The sequence below is a fragment of the Clostridium sp. CCUG 7971 genome (assembly GCF_017590215.1).
Lineage (GTDB): Bacteria > Bacillota > Clostridia > Peptostreptococcales > Peptostreptococcaceae > Faecalimicrobium.
In genome coordinates, this window is record NZ_JAFFPK010000077.1 from 1 (window position 1) to 15,827 (window position 15,827).

Below are 15,827 nucleotides of genomic sequence, written 5' to 3' on the forward strand. Positions count from 1 at the left end.
CTATTGCACCTTTTGTATTAATAACATATGCTACATGATGTTTTATTGCTTTCACTTATAGTTCCTGATATTGGATTCTTCATTCCAGAACACGTTGGATCACTGTGATATTTCTTACCTGACTTACTCCAATATACTAATTCTTGTTTATTATTTTTTTCTTTTGAATAATCTTTCGATTCTATATTTTTAATATGATTACTTGATGATATTTTTGTATTTTGTTTTACGTAATTATCATTTTTATTTTTATGACCTTTAGAGTTAGCACCTGGGTTATAACTTCCTGCTTTACAGTTTGTACTTAGCCCATTTCCAGTTGATACAAAAACTATATCTGAACATTCATCACTTCTATGTACTTCTATATTTTTTTCTTTTAATAAGTCAACAGTTTCCAAATGTGGATGGCCATATTTATTACCTTCACCTGTCATTATAACTGCATATTCAGGAGTTATTCTTTCTATAAATTCTCTTTTTGTACTACTATGAGATCCATGATGTCCTACTTTTAACAAATCCACATCTCCAGGATTTATATTTTTTTCTATTTCAGCTTCTGCATCTCCCATTAATAAAACTTTATCATTTCCATTAGTATAAAGTAATACTATAGAGTTATTATTAGGATCTTCACTATTGGCTACTGATAGTACTTTAAATGTTGATGTTGATAGCTTAAACTCACTCCCAAGTAAAGGAACACTTGGGTATAATCCTTTATTAGACGCTGATTTTATAAAGTCTCTATATGATTTTGTTTCAGCATCACCGTTACTAACATATAAATTATTTACTTTTATATTATCTATAACTGCATCTAATCCACCGATATGATCTGCATGAGGATGAGTTGCAAATATATATTCTAACTCTTTTACTCCTTGTTTTTTAAGGTATGATACAACTAATTGTTCATCATCATTATCTCCACCATCAATAAGTGCTGCTTTTCCATCTTGCTTTATTAATATAGCATCTGAATTTCCTGTATTTATAAAGTGTAGTTCTGAACTTTTACCTGATATATTTTTAGCACTAGATTCTTTTACAACTTGTGGATTACTTTTATCTTTAATATCTTCTGATTTACATCCTATTTGCGTATATCCTAATATTACTATTAATAATAAACAATATAATTTCTTTAGTAATTTATTCATATTAAATTCCCCCTTTAGCTATTTTTTATGTCATATCCTATTTAATACGATACATATTCTAGCATAATTAACTATATATTGTCTAATAAGGTTATTTTAATAAAATTGGATTTATCATATTTTTTAGTTAGATATCTATTTAAAGCTATAAAAATAAAAGCATGAATTATATAATTCATGCTTTTATTTTTATACAAATCGATTATATTGCTATTAAAAAATTAATTTAATATACTAAGCCGATTTTAGTTCATCTTCTTCTTTTTTACTTCTACTTTTTACGAATTTTAATACATAATGTACAACCATACCTACCCCTATGGCAAATACCAAATCAAATACTACTGTAAATACAAATGTTACAACTAATACTAAAACATCTGATTTACTTGAAGATAATAATTTTCTAAAATGAGACCATTCTCCCATATTATAAGAAACTACTATAAGTATTGCGGCTAGTGTAGTCATCGGTATTAGTTTAGCAAGAGGCATTAATACAACCATTATAAGTAATAATGTTATAGCATGCACCATACCTGATATAGGACTTTTGCCTCCATTTCTAACATTAGCTGCTGTTCTAGCTATAGCTCCAGTTGCTGGAATTCCACCAAATATTGAAGATGTCATATTTCCAAGTCCTTGTGCTACAAGTTCCATATTAGAATCATGCTTATCATTTATCATATTATCAGAAACTACACAAGAAAGTAACGATTCTATTGCACCTAGCAAAGCAATCGTTATAGCTGGTTTTATTAAAGTTGTAATTGTTTGTAAATCAATATGTGGTATTTGTGGTTTTGGTATAGATGATGATATTTCATTAAACCTAGAACCTATTGTATCAGTTGGTAAATTAAATAAATTTACAACTAGAGTAGATAATATTAATACTATTATTGAAGCTGGTATTTTCTTGTTTACCTTAGGCCAGTAAACTAATATTAAAATACACGCTATTCCTATTAGAAATGATGCTATATCAAAAGTAGATACATTCTCTATATAACTTTTAACCTTTTCTATGAATTCAGCTGGTACATCTTTTATTCTAAGTCCAAAGAAGTCCTTTAACTGAGTTGTAAGTAACGTTACTGCTATACCACTAGTAAATCCTACTGTTATAGTTTGCGGTACATATTTTATTAAATATCCAAATTTCAGTAGTCCCATAAATACTAATATAATTCCTGACATCATTGTAGCTGTTATAAGTCCAGTTATTCCATAGGTTTTAACTACACCATAAACGATTACAACAAATGCCCCTGTTGGTCCACCGATTTGAACCTTACTACCACCTAGAAAAGATATTACAAATCCTGCAAATATAGCAGTTATAAGTCCTTTTTCTGGGGATACACCAGATGATATGGCTAAAGCTATAGATAATGGAAGAGCTATTATAGCAACTATAATTCCTGCTACTATATCCTTACCTATTTGCTCCTTTGTTAGTTCATTTTCTTTCTTCATTTTAAATAACTTTGGTAACACTTAAACACTTCCCTCCAAAACTAATTATTGCAACATTTACTATATTAGTCCTATTTCTTCATAAAGTCCATAGATAATAACAAATTTTATATAAAAATAAAAAAAGTATTTTTTCTATCCGAAATATATCTATTTTCAAACCTATTTAATTCGTATTTTTATTTATTTTAACGTCATTAAAACACTTATCTATGTACTAAGCTTTATAATTTGTTCGTATAGTTTTTAATGTTAATATATGTTAAAAATATTATACACTAGCAATCCCACCAGTTAAGAAAACTACATAATTTAAATTAAGGAATTTTAAATTTACTAAAAAAATTATTTTGATTTTATTGAATATTATGGATAACTTTAGACACTTATATTTTGATTTTAAAAAAATATAAGGAGTCGTATTTTACGACTCCTTATACTATCACCTTGATTTAATTATAATTTTTACGAAAATATAATAGTTTTAATTAATTTTCATACTGCAGGTTTAACTTATCTTTATATTCAAATACCTTTATTTGGTCAGCATCTAAATTTTCTTTGTTCATATCTATTACATTAATTTGATTATTATTATATGTGTTATAATAATAAATACCTTTCTCTTGGCACATACAAGAAGTATATTGAGTTATATCTTTCTTTTGTTCTGGTGTTTCTACTGATCCTCTTACAAAAGCTACTCCATTTAATATATGGAAAAACTCGATTATTCCAGAATCTTTAGTATCACTAAAAACTGCATTACTTCTTAAAAATGCTGCTTTTACAAATCTAGATGGTGATGAAAAATCTCCTGGAAGTCCAAATCCACCGCTACCCTGTCCTAAAGGTTTTAATTGTTTGTCACTCCATTTCATATCACTTGGCTGATAAGGAGTTATTCCCATATAATTATTTAAATTTGTTATATGCCAATCAAATGTTGGTGAATTAGTTAGTACACCTACTTTATTATCAAATATACTTAATTTTTCTTTTGTTTTTTCTATTACTATACAATTACCTTTTTTATCTGTTACTATCCAATGAAGAGTCGGTAATGGCGTTGATTCATTAAAAGGTTTTTCAACTATATTTAATTTTTCCAATTCCGGCTTTAATTCCTCAATAGTTTCGAAGTTACCTAATATCCAAAGTATTACATCATATGGTGGTATATTATTTTTTCCTTCTACAACTTTTTCTTCCCAATGTGCATAACCAGGAAAATTTAGACCTGCACAAGCTAACCCTTTTTCATTTAGTGCTTCTGCAAATAAAGGATGATTATCCATTATAATACCCATTCCAATCATAGCATACTTTGTTGTTTCAGTTTCATTTGTTGCTCTATTTTTATAAGTAAATCTTCTAGGTACAAGATCTATCGCTTGATTAAATGAATATTCTAAATCCATATTTCTCCCAAATAAATGATAACCTTCTTTTGTTGTTAAAGTTAATGCTGTACACATAAGTTTATACTTCCCTTCTTTTATCTTATCTCTATTTATAATTCTCAAAATATTAATATTTTATTGATATATATTATAATTTCTCGTTAAATAAAGAACATTTATTACTTTTAATATTCACTTAGTATGTGTAGTTAGTAATATTAGTACAAGAGAAAAATTACTATTCTAAGTACGTAAAAACACCTCCAAACTACTTATATGAATTACATCCATATATTGTAGTCTAGAGGTGTTTATTTATATATGTCTTAACACTCTAAACGTATTTTATTATCATTTAAAATGTTATATCTAATATTGATCTTAATACTTAAAATTACTCAGCTATTTCCCAGTTATGGTAAATATTTTGAACATCATCATCATCTTCTAACATATCAACTAACTTGTTCATCTGCTTTAATTGATCTTCATCAGTTAATTCTGTAATAGTTTGAGGTATTAATTTAACATCAGCAGATATAAATTCATATCCTTTAGCTTGTAATTCATCTCTTACTTGAGAGAACTCTTCTGGAGTTGTTACTACTTCATATCCATCTTCTTCAGTTATAAAGTCTTCAGCTCCTGCTTCTAAAGCTACTTCCATTAATTCATCTTCTGATACATCATCATTTGCTTCTATAAGTATTTGACCTTTCTTGTCGAACATGAAAGATACACATCCACTAGTTCCTAGGTTACCACCATTCTTATCGAAGAAATATCTTACATTTCCAGCCGTTCTGTTTTTATTATCAGTTAATGTTTCAACTATAACAGCAACTCCACCTGGTCCATATCCTTCATAAACTATTGTTTCATAGTTTTCGTTAGCTCCAGAACCTGCACCTTTTGCAATAGCTCTGTCTATATTATCATTTGGCATGTTATCAGCTTTAGCTTTTTCTATAGCTGTTTTTAAAGTTGCATTATATTCTGGATTTCCTCCACCTTCTTTAGCTGCAACTGCTATTGCTCTAGCATGCTTTGTGAATACTTTAGCTCTCTTAGAATCTTGTTTTCCTTTTTTATTGATTATGTTTCCTATACGTCCCATAACTTTCACTCCTTAATACGTATAATTGATTTTATATATTTTTCACGATATATATAACTTTACATATATACCCTTCTATTTAGTTTATATATAGTAAAATTCTTATTACTCGTAAATTTTAGCATAAATATTGAATTTAGTAAATTAGAACTTAGGAGGTTTTGGTGCTATATGCCTTTTATGTTCACTTATTCTATGAAGTCTTGCTATTACATCTTGATCTTTTTTAGGCACACAATCTAACTTTCCTTCTACAACATTGTCAATCATATCGTAAGTAGTTCCCATTTCTTTTTCATCAGTTTGTCCTTCCCAAAGACCTGCTGATGGTGATTTATGTATAACATCGTTATGTACTCCTAATTCCTTTGCCCACTCATATACTTCTCTTTTAGTAAGATTAGCAAGTGGAACTAAATCTACTCCTCCATCTCCATACTTTGTAAAGTATCCTGTATGTATTTCTGCTGCATTATCTGTACCTACAACTAAGTATCCTAAGTTATTAGCTACAGTATAAACAGTACTCATTCTTATCCTTGCTCTAAGATTTGCATCTGTCATTCTTAAATTTTCTTCTTTATATAAATTATTTTCTTTTAGCTTACTTACAACTGTATCTAAAACTAAATCTTGAGGCTCTGTAAGGTCTAAATCAAGATATTTTATATTACATCCTTTAATAACTTTAAGAGCATCATCTCTGTCTTGTGGATTACTTTTAATTCCCATGATAACACCCATAGAATTCTCTGGAAAAGCTTTTTTAATTAAATAACAAACTACAGCAGAGTCTATTCCTCCAGATACTCCAACTACTAAACCTTTGCAATTCGCTTCTTTAACTTTATCTCTTAGCCAATCTACAGTTTTGTCTATTTTTAATTTTATATCTGTCATCTTTATCTCCTATCTATATTTTACATATTTTGTATATTTTCATTATATCATATGTTTATAAATTAAAAAAATCCATCTATTTAGGACTATTTAATTACTTAAATAGTTATCTAAAATAGATGGATTTTTAGCTTTAAATTAGTCTACTTTTATTGCATCAACTGGACAACTTTCTTCAGCTTCTTTAGCTGAATCTTGTTCACCTTCTGCAACATTTTCAGATATTGCTTGTGCCTTTCCATCATCACCCATTTCAAATACTTCTGGGCTTATACTTGGACATAATCCACATCCTATACAAGTATCTTTGTCTACATGTGCTTTCATAGTTAAATCCTCCTAGGTCAATATCTTTTAAGATAATTTTTTTGAATTTATACTTATTATAAAATTAGTATCAATTCATTCAAGATTATTATAACCATCTACTTAATTTTAAATTCAAAGTTTTTTATTCTATATATTGTATAAATATAATTTGACCTTTATGTAAAAACTATCAACAGAGGGTGATTATAATGGAAGATAAACATTTTAGCTTTAATATTAAAAATACAATAATAGGAATTACTACAGGATTTATAAATGGAATATTTGGATCTGGTGGAGGAACTCTTTTAGTTCCGATATTAAATAATATTGTAAAAGTTGAAGAACATAAATCTCATGCTACTGCACTCGCCATAATAATATTTTTATCGTCTGCTAGTTCTGTAGTCTATTTATCAAAAGGAACTTATGATGTAAACTTAACTATTAAAGTTGCATGCGGAAGTATTATTGGTGGGATAATTGGTGCCAAATTATTGAGTAAAGTTACTGGAAAATTCCTTAGAATTTCATTTGGTTCAATAATGATTATTGCTGCACTAAGGATGGTGTTTTAATGGTTTATGCTGTTATTGGATTTTTTGCAGGAATTATAGGTGGCATGGGAATGGGTGGTGGAACAATACTTATACCAGCACTTATATTATTTACTAATATAGATCCTAAAATTGCTCAAAGTATAAATTTGCTTTCATCTATACCAATGACAATCATCGCTTTAATAATACATATAAAAAATAAAAATGTGGTATTTAAACTAGTTATACCTATTGCATTATTTGGTGTATTAGGTGCAGTATTTGGTTCGTTTGTAGCGAATTTTATTTCTTCTGAAATTTTACAGAAAATATTTGGATTATTTTTATTAGTAGTTGGAATTTTCGAAGTAAAAAAAGGATTATGTAATCACAAAACTGATAAATGCGGTAAATAAAAATAAGGAGATGAAATTAGTATCTCCTTATTTTTTATTTTTTTATTTTAGATTCACCAAGTAAAAATCCAATTGAACTACACATTAAATCTCTAAATTGAGATATTGTAGCAACATCATGATCAATATTAAAAATATACATTAATAACATAGTTAATACACAAATGATACAAATAGCAAATGCTATTATCATTTGTATTGAATTACCTTCTCTATAGTTATGATTTTCTATATCTATTTCACACTCTTCACCGTTAATATCGATCTTTTTATCTACTTCACTTCTAGTAAACTTATTAGTATCTTTGCTTTTCCCACAATTTAGATTTGAGCTAAGTACAAATCCAAATATAGATGCTAAAGCAGACCTAAAGATGACTTCTATAGCCTTTAAAATCTCATTTGGTCCTTTATTATAAAGTGCTAATCCTATTGATGATAAAAGTACTATTAATCCTATAAAAATTAATAGTTTACCTGCTAAATTTATTTTACCCCAATCACTCATTATCTCTTGTTTTAATGAATTAACTCTACTACATTCAGTATTTTTCATATACATTACACCTCAGCATATATAATAGTACTTCTACATTTCAATGCTTAAGTTATATAATTTTATAACTTTTATATATAATACTCTATGATTTGAGTCATTGTTCACTAAAATCTTTGAAAATTAAACTAATTTTAATTTATAGTATTATTTTCCCATCTTGCTCTGATAGGTAAAATTCTTCTCCTTGGGTTATTTCTGCTGTTGCACTTGTTATATCTGTAATTTTAGATACTAGTGCTTCTACTTCATTAATCCTTGAATAAACAAGTATCTCAACATTATCTTCATATATAGTATCTTTTATAAAATATCCCATATTCATTATCTCATTTTGAACTTTTCCAAGTTGATTGTAGTCTATTTTAACTCCAACTTGATTATATGATACTTTTTCTATTACTTTAGCTGCTTCTATTCCTACTTTAGCACCTTTAGTATAGGCTCTAACTAATCCACCTGCACCTAATTTTATTCCTCCAAAGTATCTAGTAACAACAACTACAACGTCTCTTAAGTCTTCTTTTTTTATAACTTCTAATGTTGGAATTCCTGCTGTACCTTGTGGCTCTCCATCATCGCTATATCTTTGTATATTCATAGTAGGTCCTACTGTATATGCCCATACATTATGAGTTGCATCTTTATGCTTTTTCTTTATTTCGTTTACAAACTCTACTGCTTCTTCTTCAGTTTTTATAGGCTTTGCATAGCCAATAAAAGTAGATTTATCTATTATAATTTCATCCATTCCAAATTCATGCAATGTTTTATATGTACTCATTATTTTCCTCCGTATTATAAAGTTCTAAATTAATTATATACAATATTTTTTTATAAATCAAAAAAGAAAGGGGGTACTCCCTTTCTTTTCTTAATTTATATATTTTAGTTAGCAGCTGTTAAACTACTTTCTGAGCTCTTTTTCTTTAAATCTTTAAACTTTTTATAAGATATATCAACTAATGATTTTTCTTTGTTATGTGATAACAGACTTATAGCTTCTTTAACTTTAAAGAATCCACCTTCTAAAAGTTCTTCATTTAATGAATAATCAGCATTATCTGTTTCCATTATATACCAAACAACAGCATTGCATACTTCTTGCTGTCTTGTTCTTGAGAAAAATTCATACATAGTGTCTCCTGCTACCTCTAATATAGAAGCATTAACACCTGTTTCTTCTTTTACTTTTAAAATTGCACTCTCATGTTGAAGTTCCTTATCTGAAATTTTACCTTTTGGAAGTGTCCACTCACCTCTGTCATTTTTTACTATAAGAACTTTATTAGCATAAAATACTACTCCACCTGCACAACGTCTTATTATCATCTAAAACCCTCCTATTAACTGTTTTTTTATGTTAATTCTGGGATACACTGTAGGTAAACAATTTATTAGTTAATTATATGTTAAATGTTAAATCTTTATGTTACCTATCTTCTTGCTCTAACATATCAATTGCTTCTTCATATGCTCTTAATACATACTCTTTTTCCAATTGCTTTTTGTTTTTTAACTGTCTTAACATTCTTAAGCTATTTTCATTTCCTATTTTAGCAAGTGCTTTTGCACAATATTGCCTTGTTTGTGGATTTGTGTCATAAAGACCTCGTTGTAAATATTCTCTACTATTAGGTGATTGTATTTTTCTAAGTGCTGAATAAGTTATTCTCCTTACATCCGAATGTTTATGTCCTGTAAGTGGGTGCAAAAGCTTTAGAAATTTATCTTCCTTTAATTCTCCTGTTGCCCATATTAAAGTCATTAAGTCTTCAGCATTTCGTTCAGTTATTATTCTTTTGTAAAGCTTTCTTTTAAAGTCTATCATTTTTTCAGAACTTAAACCTTCCATAAAGTCGATTCTATCAGATTTACTTAATCCTAAAAATTTGTCGATTATATCTTTAGACAACTCTACTTTATCTTTTAGCATCGCCTTTATTTCTAGTTTTGCCTTTATTAATTGGTCATTTACTTCTGAAGTTGATATATTTCTTATTTTACTTATTTGAGATACTGTTTTGGATTCTTTATATAGAAGATAGGTTATATAATAGTCTTCTAAGTTATCTATATTATCCCAACTTATATTCATATTATTTCCTATTTTTCTAATATATAGCCCTTATATATATTATAATCCTCTTCTTCTAAATTTACATCAACTGTTATTCCATTTTCCCCATATTCAAAGTTTTCTACATTGTACTTGTTCTTAACCTTACTAAATATATCTCCTCTTTCATAAGGTAATAAAAGTGTAACTTGATATGTATTTTCCATTATACAATCTTGTACAATATCTAATAACTTATCCATATTTATACCTTTCTTTGCTGATACGTATACTACATCATCATGATTTTTAGGGTATATGTCTAGTTCTAGTCTATCTATCTTGTTATAAACAAGTATAGTCTTTTTACTATCTGCACCTAATTCTTTAAGTACAGTTTCTGTAGTTTTCTTTTGTAATTCATAGCTACTATTTGTAGCATCAATTACATGTAAAATTAAATCAGCATATTGAACTTCTTCTAAAGTCGCTTTGAACGCTTCTACTAAATCATGGGGAAGTTTACTAACAAATCCAACAGTATCTACCACTAAAAATTCTTTTTTATTTGGTAAAAGTGCTTTTCTTAAAGTTACATCTAAAGTAGCAAATAACATATCTTTTGCTAATACTTCTTTTTCTTTTTCATAATCTTTATGAGTCTTTATTAATTCATTTAATAAAGTAGATTTACCTGCATTTGTATATCCTACAAGTGCAACTATTGGTATATTAGATTTTAAACGTTGAACTCTTTGAGTTTCTCTATTCTTTTTAACTTCTCTTAGTTCTCGTCTAATATCTGCTGCTTTATTAAGGATGTGTCTTTTATCTATTTCTAATTTTTGTTCTCCTGGCCCTCTAGCACCTATACCTGCGCCAGTTCTACTCATTTCTCCACCCATTCCTGAAAGTCTAGGTAATCTATACTTTAACTGAGCAAGTTCAACTTGAAGTTTACCTTCTTTTGTTAATGCTCTTTGGGCAAATATATCTAATATTAATGTTGTTCTATCTATTACTTTTATTCCAACTGCTTCTTCTATATTTCTTATATGGGCTCCTGACAATTCATCATTAAATACTACCATAGTAGCTCCTAATGAATCACAATATGCTTTTATTTCTTCAACTTTTCCTTTTCCAACATAAAATGCAGCATCTCTAGTTTGCTTATTTTGTATTAAACTTCCTACTACCTCTGCTCCTGCAGCTTTAGCTAATTCTTTTAATTCTTCCATTGATTCATTTATGTCTATATCATCAATTTTTCTTGCTGTAGACGTTATATTAAGTCCTACAAGTAATGCTTTCTCTTTAATTTCTTGCACTCTAACACCTCATTTTTTAAAATTCGCTTTGAGCAACTTTCACTCACTAAATTTAAATGCTATTTTATAGGCTTATTAATTGAAACCGCCTATAACAATTAATTTTGTCATTATTTTTTTTATTATACCACTAATACTTATTTTTAGTATAATTATATTATGAATATAATTCCAGGAGGTAATCAATATGAGTGATAATTATAAATTTTTTAATCATAAAGATTGTGAATATTTTCCATGTCATAAAACTAATAAACCAGATGAATTTAACTGTCTATTTTGCTACTGTCCACTATATGCATTAGGTAAAAATTGTGGTGGGAATTTCAGATATAGTGAAAGTGGTATAAAAGACTGCTCACAATGTTTACTACCTCACAATAAGAGTAATTATGAATATATTATGAGCAAATTTCAGGATATAGTTAAGGTAGCTTCATATCAAGATAATAATACTAATGATTAAAAACTTACTTTAAGCCACGTATGGATAAATTATTTTGTTCATATCTTAAACAATCTATAAACCAGGTTTGTTGCTAAAATTAACTATTAAATTATAAGAAAGAGAGCAGGCTACTGCTCTCTTTTTCTTTTTAATAACCTGTATACGCTATAACTTACTATACTTGATATAAATATTAAAATTATTATCATAAGCCCAGCATGGAAAAAGAATGTTTCTGGGAGAATAGTTATAACAGGATCTAAACTAGGATCAAATATCCAATAGTCATTACTAAACATTAACTTATGAAAAATAACAAAGCTTTTTTCAAAGTTTATTATTATAGGTAATGATAGAATCAGTGGGATACTAATCAGAGCTTTTGAAGTTATATTTAAAAATTCTATATTTTTGTTTTTTATATTTATAAATATGAAAGCTATAGAAATAATAAAACATACTTTAAATATTTTATTTATATTTTTAAATATATCTCTTACTTCTTCAAAATGAATCTTACCTTCTTTGGAAGATTTTATAGTTGGCATTTCAAAATTACTCTCATCTTTACTTAAATTATAATCTATTAGATAATCATAGTTTAGCTTTATTTCTTCTTTAGAATATCCAGATATTTTAGGTATGTCTAAATAATCAATATCAAAGTAATACAACTGTTTAAATCCTACACTAAATTGTATTATTGCCGTTATAATTAATATGCTAAATGAAAGTGAAAATATTAGATTTAAAAATTTTTTCATATATCCAAACCTCTACATTTCAAGTTATTAATTATACTATTTTAGTAGTAAAGTCTTCTATGTTCCATACGTCATCAACTATATCTATATAAAATTCTGGCTCATGACATACTAAAAGAACTGTTCCTTTAAATTCTTTTATTGCCTTTTTAAGCTCATCCTTAGCTTCAATATCTAAGTGGTTTGTAGGTTCGTCTAATACTAAGAAGTTTATATCTTTAAGCATAACCTTACACAATCTAACCTTAGCTGCTTCCCCTCCACTTAAAACTCTCATTTGACTAGTTATATGTTCATTCGTAAGTCCGCATTTAGCAAGATGTTGTCTTACTTCAAAATTTGAAAGTCCTGGGAATTCTGACCATACTTCTTCCATTGGAGTATTGTAATTTTCTCTTGAACTTTCTTGTTCAAAGTAACCAAGTTCTAAGTAATCTCCAAGTTCAACACTTCCATCAAAAGGCTTAACCATACCAAGTAAAGTTTTTAGAAGTGTAGACTTACCAACACCATTCATACCCTTTAATGCTATTTTTTTATTTCTTTCTAATTGGAAATTAAGAGGCTTAGTTAAAGCTTCATCATATCCTAGAACTAAATCATTAGTTTCAAATATTATTTTACTTGCAGCTCTTGCTTCTTTAAATCCAAAAGTAGGCTTTATTTTTTCTTTTGGTCTTTCTAATACTTCCATCTTATCTAGTATTTTTTGTCTACTGTTAGCCATACCACGAGTTGCAACTCTTGCTTTATTTCTAGCTACGAAATCTTCAAGTCTCTTTCTTTCTTCAACTTGCTTTTCATAAGCATTTTCTTCTTGGCGTTTCTTTATTTCATTAAGTCTAACAAACTCATCATAGTTACCTTTGTATCTGTTTAATTCACCATTTTCCATATGATAAATTACATTACATGTATTATTTATAAAATCTATATCATGAGAAACTAGTATAAAACTATTTTCATACTCTTGAAGGTATCTTGTTAACCAATTTATATGGTCTTCATCTAAATAGTTAGTAGGCTCGTCTAATATAAGAATTGTAGGATTTTCAAGTAATAATTTAGTAAGAAGTACTTTTGTTCTTTGTCCTCCACTTAAATCAGTTACATCTCTATCTAATCCTATTTCTCCAAGTCCCAACCCATTAGCTACTTCTTGAATTTTTGCATCTATCATATAAAAACCACTATTTTCAAGTATTGTTTGTATCTCAGCAGTTTCTTCTAAAAGCTTAGTCATCTGATCTTCATCAGCTTCTCCCATTTGATCATACATAAGAATCATTTCTTGCTCTAAGTCAAACATTGACTTAAATGCATCTCTTAATATATCCCTTATAGTATTTCCCTTACTAAGAACTGTATGTTGATCTAAATATCCAACTGTAGCTCTTGATGACCACTTTATATCACCAGCATCTGGCATAAGTTTTTTCGTTATTATATTTAAGAAACTTGATTTTCCTTCTCCGTTTGCACCAACTAATGCTATATGTTCACCTTTTCTAAGTCTAAATGAAACATTTTCTAGTATAGTTCTTGCTCCGAAACCATGACTTACGTTTTCTACTACTAGCATTTTAACACCTCTTTACTAATTTTATCGTCTACATTCTATACTATAATATATTCTTTTTTAACTTAAATCAAGTATGGCTTAAATCCACTTATTAACTTTTGTTTACAGCTTTATAAAAAAATAAAATCGGGCTATAAAAATAAACTTTTTATAGCCCGATTTTTTATATATTGTCTTTATATATAGAGTAAGTCTCTAAAAAACATTAACATGCATCCTGCACTAGTTTTTTGAGCTAAAGTAACACTATTTACTGCGGTTAGATAAAATCTTGTACTTAAACTTTCCATATTTCTATACATATGATCTACACGAAGAGCATTATTAGCATTATAGTCTACGTATTCCTCTATAGTATTTAAAATTATACTTCCTGATGTAGCTCTAAATCTTTTTATTTGTTGATGATTAGATTTAACATAAACTTCAAACTGCCTATGATTATCTAATAATCTTCCCTTTGCATGCTGTGGAATAGTTAAATCTTGAATTATATGACAAGCTGCACCAAAGTAAAACATCGATCTTTCATAGTTTTTCATTGCAAAATATTTTAAAGCTTTATTGTAATAGCTTCTCGATACAGTTAATGCATTTTCTTCATATCCAAACTTACCTCTTTTTTGTCTAGGGTTATAAAAATGATGATATGATTTAAAGTCTTGATCTGCCCAAACTAGTCCTTTATTTATTTGAGGTAAATACTGTTTAAAAAATTCATATTCATTAATATATCCTTCATTTTTTAATATCTCTAAAGCATTTTGCTGTATATATATATGAACTTCACAGTTTGTCTGTATTATACTTTTTTTCAATGGATTTACTACTTTAAAAGTTTTTGATAAAGCTACTGCATAAGCTTTTTCTATATTTTTTTTCATTGCTCTCACCTATTTTGTCTTGAAATATTCTTCCACGCCATCAGCAATAGTCTGCATCAATTTTCTTTGATACTCTGGATTAGACATCATCTGATCTTCATTGTAATTACTTAAAAATCCCATTTCTACTAATACTACTGGTACTTTAGACCAGTTAAATCCTGTTAAATCATCTCTTTCAAATATTCCGTTTAATTCTATTCCGTTACTTTTCATACTATTTTTTATTAATTCTGCACATTTACTGCTGTCTTCATATATTGAAGAAGTATATTTACTATTTTTACCTGGTATTAAAATAGATGCTCCTGTTTTTGATGAGTTATTTAGACTGTCAGCATGTATTCTAACAACCATATCTACATTTTTTTCGTTAGCTAATGTTGCTCTCTCTGCATTACTTATATTTACATCATGAGTCTCTCTTGTCATGATTACTTCATATCCCTTACCTTCTAATATATGTTTTAAAACTATAGATGCTTCTAAATTTAATACATATTCTGGTTTTTTTGTTGCTACACCAGTAGCTCCTGATGATACTCTAGCCTTTTTCTGAGATGAATCTGGTGCTACTGATTCTGGGTTAGGATCTCCTTTTGATTGATGACCTGGGTCTATACATATTAAAAATTTTTTTTCTTTATTATCTTCTTTAACCTCTTCACCTTGATTAATACCCTTACTAATTAAGCTTGTACTTTTATAAAATTTATTAATAGGATTAGATTGACCTATAAGTATTATTCCCATAGCAATTATTATAGTAACTAACACCCTATACTTCTTCATTTTATATCTCCTTTCATATAGATGTTTTATTTTTCAGTTATAGTCGTCTATATGATATTATTTCCAATGCTTATTTTTT

General features: G+C 27.9%; 17 protein-coding genes and 1 pseudogene. 3 read left to right on the plus strand and 15 right to left on the minus strand.

The annotated features are described in order from the left end of the window. Positions 1-17: 17 nt before the first annotated feature. The 6 genes and pseudogenes from JWF52_RS10720 to JWF52_RS10745 all read right to left on the minus strand — a co-directional run bounded on the left by JWF52_RS10720 (position 18) and on the right by JWF52_RS10745 (position 6,395). Entirely contained in the window at positions 18-1,166 is a 1,149-nt protein-coding gene (locus JWF52_RS10720; protein ID WP_208333557.1) for a ComEC/Rec2 family competence protein, read from the minus strand. Positions 1,167-1,421: 255 nt separating this feature from the next. Beyond that, a pseudogene (locus tag JWF52_RS10725) lies at positions 1,422-2,669 on the minus strand (SulP family inorganic anion transporter); the annotation flags it as partial. A 467-nt stretch (positions 2,670-3,136) separates the two neighbouring features. Beyond that, entirely contained in the window at positions 3,137-4,174 is a 1,038-nt protein-coding gene (gene bsh / locus JWF52_RS10730) for a choloylglycine hydrolase (RefSeq protein ID WP_353654924.1), read from the minus strand. Positions 4,175-4,445: 271 nt separating this feature from the next. Next, a complete protein-coding gene (locus JWF52_RS10735) occupies positions 4,446-5,168 on the minus strand; it encodes a YebC/PmpR family DNA-binding transcriptional regulator (RefSeq protein ID WP_208333559.1) in 723 nt (240 codons plus the stop codon). Between the two features lie 144 nt (positions 5,169-5,312). Beyond that, positions 5,313-6,068, minus strand: a complete 756-nt coding sequence (gene nadE, locus JWF52_RS10740; protein ID WP_208333560.1) for an NAD(+) synthase — start codon at positions 6,066-6,068, stop codon at positions 5,313-5,315. 138 nt (positions 6,069-6,206) lie between these two features. Next, on the minus strand, positions 6,207-6,395 hold the full coding sequence (locus tag JWF52_RS10745) for a ferredoxin (RefSeq protein WP_208333561.1): 189 nt from the start codon (positions 6,393-6,395) through the stop codon (positions 6,207-6,209). A gap of 191 nt (positions 6,396-6,586) precedes the next feature. On the opposite strand from JWF52_RS10745, the gene JWF52_RS10750 reads away from it, so the two are divergent. Next, positions 6,587-6,955: a sulfite exporter TauE/SafE family protein gene (locus JWF52_RS10750; RefSeq protein ID WP_208333562.1), complete on the plus strand. Its 369-nt coding sequence runs from the start codon at positions 6,587-6,589 to the stop codon at positions 6,953-6,955. Beyond that, entirely contained in the window at positions 6,955-7,332 is a 378-nt protein-coding gene (locus JWF52_RS10755) for a sulfite exporter TauE/SafE family protein (protein WP_208333563.1), read from the plus strand. Before JWF52_RS10750 ends, JWF52_RS10755 begins: the two co-directional genes overlap by 1 nt. A gap of 34 nt (positions 7,333-7,366) precedes the next feature. Here JWF52_RS10755 and JWF52_RS10760 read toward each other — a convergent pair whose 3' ends face one another. The 5 genes from JWF52_RS10760 to hflX form a co-directional block, all read right to left on the minus strand. Next, positions 7,367-7,888, minus strand: coding sequence for a hypothetical protein (locus tag JWF52_RS10760; protein WP_208333564.1), 522 nt, complete (start codon positions 7,886-7,888; stop codon positions 7,367-7,369). Between the two features lie 139 nt (positions 7,889-8,027). Then, a complete protein-coding gene (locus JWF52_RS10765; RefSeq protein ID WP_208333565.1) occupies positions 8,028-8,672 on the minus strand; it encodes a YigZ family protein in 645 nt (214 codons plus the stop codon). Between the two features lie 104 nt (positions 8,673-8,776). Beyond that, positions 8,777-9,220, minus strand: a complete 444-nt coding sequence (locus JWF52_RS10770; protein ID WP_208333566.1) for an NUDIX hydrolase — start codon at positions 9,218-9,220, stop codon at positions 8,777-8,779. Between the two features lie 100 nt (positions 9,221-9,320). Next, positions 9,321-9,986 carry a HEAT repeat domain-containing protein gene (locus JWF52_RS10775; RefSeq protein ID WP_208333567.1) on the minus strand — a complete coding sequence of 222 codons (666 nt, stop codon included), beginning with the start codon at positions 9,984-9,986 and terminating at the stop codon, positions 9,321-9,323. 8 nt (positions 9,987-9,994) lie between these two features. Beyond that, on the minus strand, positions 9,995-11,278 hold the full coding sequence (gene hflX / locus JWF52_RS10780) for a GTPase HflX (protein WP_208333568.1): 1,284 nt from the start codon (positions 11,276-11,278) through the stop codon (positions 9,995-9,997). A 187-nt stretch (positions 11,279-11,465) separates the two neighbouring features. On the opposite strand from hflX, the gene JWF52_RS10785 reads away from it, so the two are divergent. Next, a complete protein-coding gene (locus JWF52_RS10785) occupies positions 11,466-11,744 on the plus strand; it encodes a cysteine-rich small domain-containing protein (protein ID WP_208333569.1) in 279 nt (92 codons plus the stop codon). A 110-nt stretch (positions 11,745-11,854) separates the two neighbouring features. On the opposite strand, the gene JWF52_RS10790 is transcribed toward JWF52_RS10785, so the two are convergent. The 4 genes from JWF52_RS10790 to JWF52_RS10805 all read right to left on the minus strand — a co-directional run bounded on the left by JWF52_RS10790 (position 11,855) and on the right by JWF52_RS10805 (position 15,748). Next, positions 11,855-12,490, minus strand: a complete 636-nt coding sequence (locus tag JWF52_RS10790) for a TIGR01906 family membrane protein (protein WP_208333570.1) — start codon at positions 12,488-12,490, stop codon at positions 11,855-11,857. A gap of 31 nt (positions 12,491-12,521) precedes the next feature. After that, on the minus strand, positions 12,522-14,072 hold the full coding sequence (locus JWF52_RS10795) for an ABC-F family ATP-binding cassette domain-containing protein (RefSeq protein WP_208333571.1): 1,551 nt from the start codon (positions 14,070-14,072) through the stop codon (positions 12,522-12,524). A gap of 176 nt (positions 14,073-14,248) precedes the next feature. Then, positions 14,249-14,956 carry a zinc dependent phospholipase C family protein gene (locus JWF52_RS10800; RefSeq protein ID WP_208333572.1) on the minus strand — a complete coding sequence of 236 codons (708 nt, stop codon included), beginning with the start codon at positions 14,954-14,956 and terminating at the stop codon, positions 14,249-14,251. Positions 14,957-14,965: 9 nt separating this feature from the next. Then, positions 14,966-15,748 carry an N-acetylmuramoyl-L-alanine amidase gene (locus JWF52_RS10805; protein ID WP_208333573.1) on the minus strand — a complete coding sequence of 261 codons (783 nt, stop codon included), beginning with the start codon at positions 15,746-15,748 and terminating at the stop codon, positions 14,966-14,968. Positions 15,749-15,827: the final 79 nt, after the last annotated feature.

Coding starts and splice junctions, on each gene's coding strand:
- JWF52_RS10720 (WP_208333557.1), bottom strand. CDS start 1,166: ATGAATAAATTACTAAAGAAATTATATTGTTTATTATTAATAGTAATA.
- JWF52_RS10735 (WP_208333559.1), bottom strand. CDS start 5,168: ATGGGACGTATAGGAAACATAATCAATAAAAAAGGAAAACAAGATTCT.
- nadE (WP_208333560.1), bottom strand. CDS start 6,068: ATGACAGATATAAAATTAAAAATAGACAAAACTGTAGATTGGCTAAGA.
- JWF52_RS10745 (WP_208333561.1), bottom strand. CDS start 6,395: ATGAAAGCACATGTAGACAAAGATACTTGTATAGGATGTGGATTATGT.
- JWF52_RS10750 (WP_208333562.1), top strand. CDS start 6,587: ATGGAAGATAAACATTTTAGCTTTAATATTAAAAATACAATAATAGGA.
- JWF52_RS10755 (WP_208333563.1), top strand. CDS start 6,955: ATGGTTTATGCTGTTATTGGATTTTTTGCAGGAATTATAGGTGGCATG.
- JWF52_RS10760 (WP_208333564.1), bottom strand. CDS start 7,888: ATGAAAAATACTGAATGTAGTAGAGTTAATTCATTAAAACAAGAGATA.
- JWF52_RS10765 (WP_208333565.1), bottom strand. CDS start 8,672: ATGAGTACATATAAAACATTGCATGAATTTGGAATGGATGAAATTATA.
- JWF52_RS10770 (WP_208333566.1), bottom strand. CDS start 9,220: ATGATAATAAGACGTTGTGCAGGTGGAGTAGTATTTTATGCTAATAAA.
- JWF52_RS10775 (WP_208333567.1), bottom strand. CDS start 9,986: ATGAATATAAGTTGGGATAATATAGATAACTTAGAAGACTATTATATA.
- JWF52_RS10785 (WP_208333569.1), top strand. CDS start 11,466: ATGAGTGATAATTATAAATTTTTTAATCATAAAGATTGTGAATATTTT.
- JWF52_RS10790 (WP_208333570.1), bottom strand. CDS start 12,490: ATGAAAAAATTTTTAAATCTAATATTTTCACTTTCATTTAGCATATTA.
- JWF52_RS10795 (WP_208333571.1), bottom strand. CDS start 14,072: ATGCTAGTAGTAGAAAACGTAAGTCATGGTTTCGGAGCAAGAACTATA.
- JWF52_RS10800 (WP_208333572.1), bottom strand. CDS start 14,956: ATGAAAAAAAATATAGAAAAAGCTTATGCAGTAGCTTTATCAAAAACT.
- JWF52_RS10805 (WP_208333573.1), bottom strand. CDS start 15,748: ATGAAGAAGTATAGGGTGTTAGTTACTATAATAATTGCTATGGGAATA.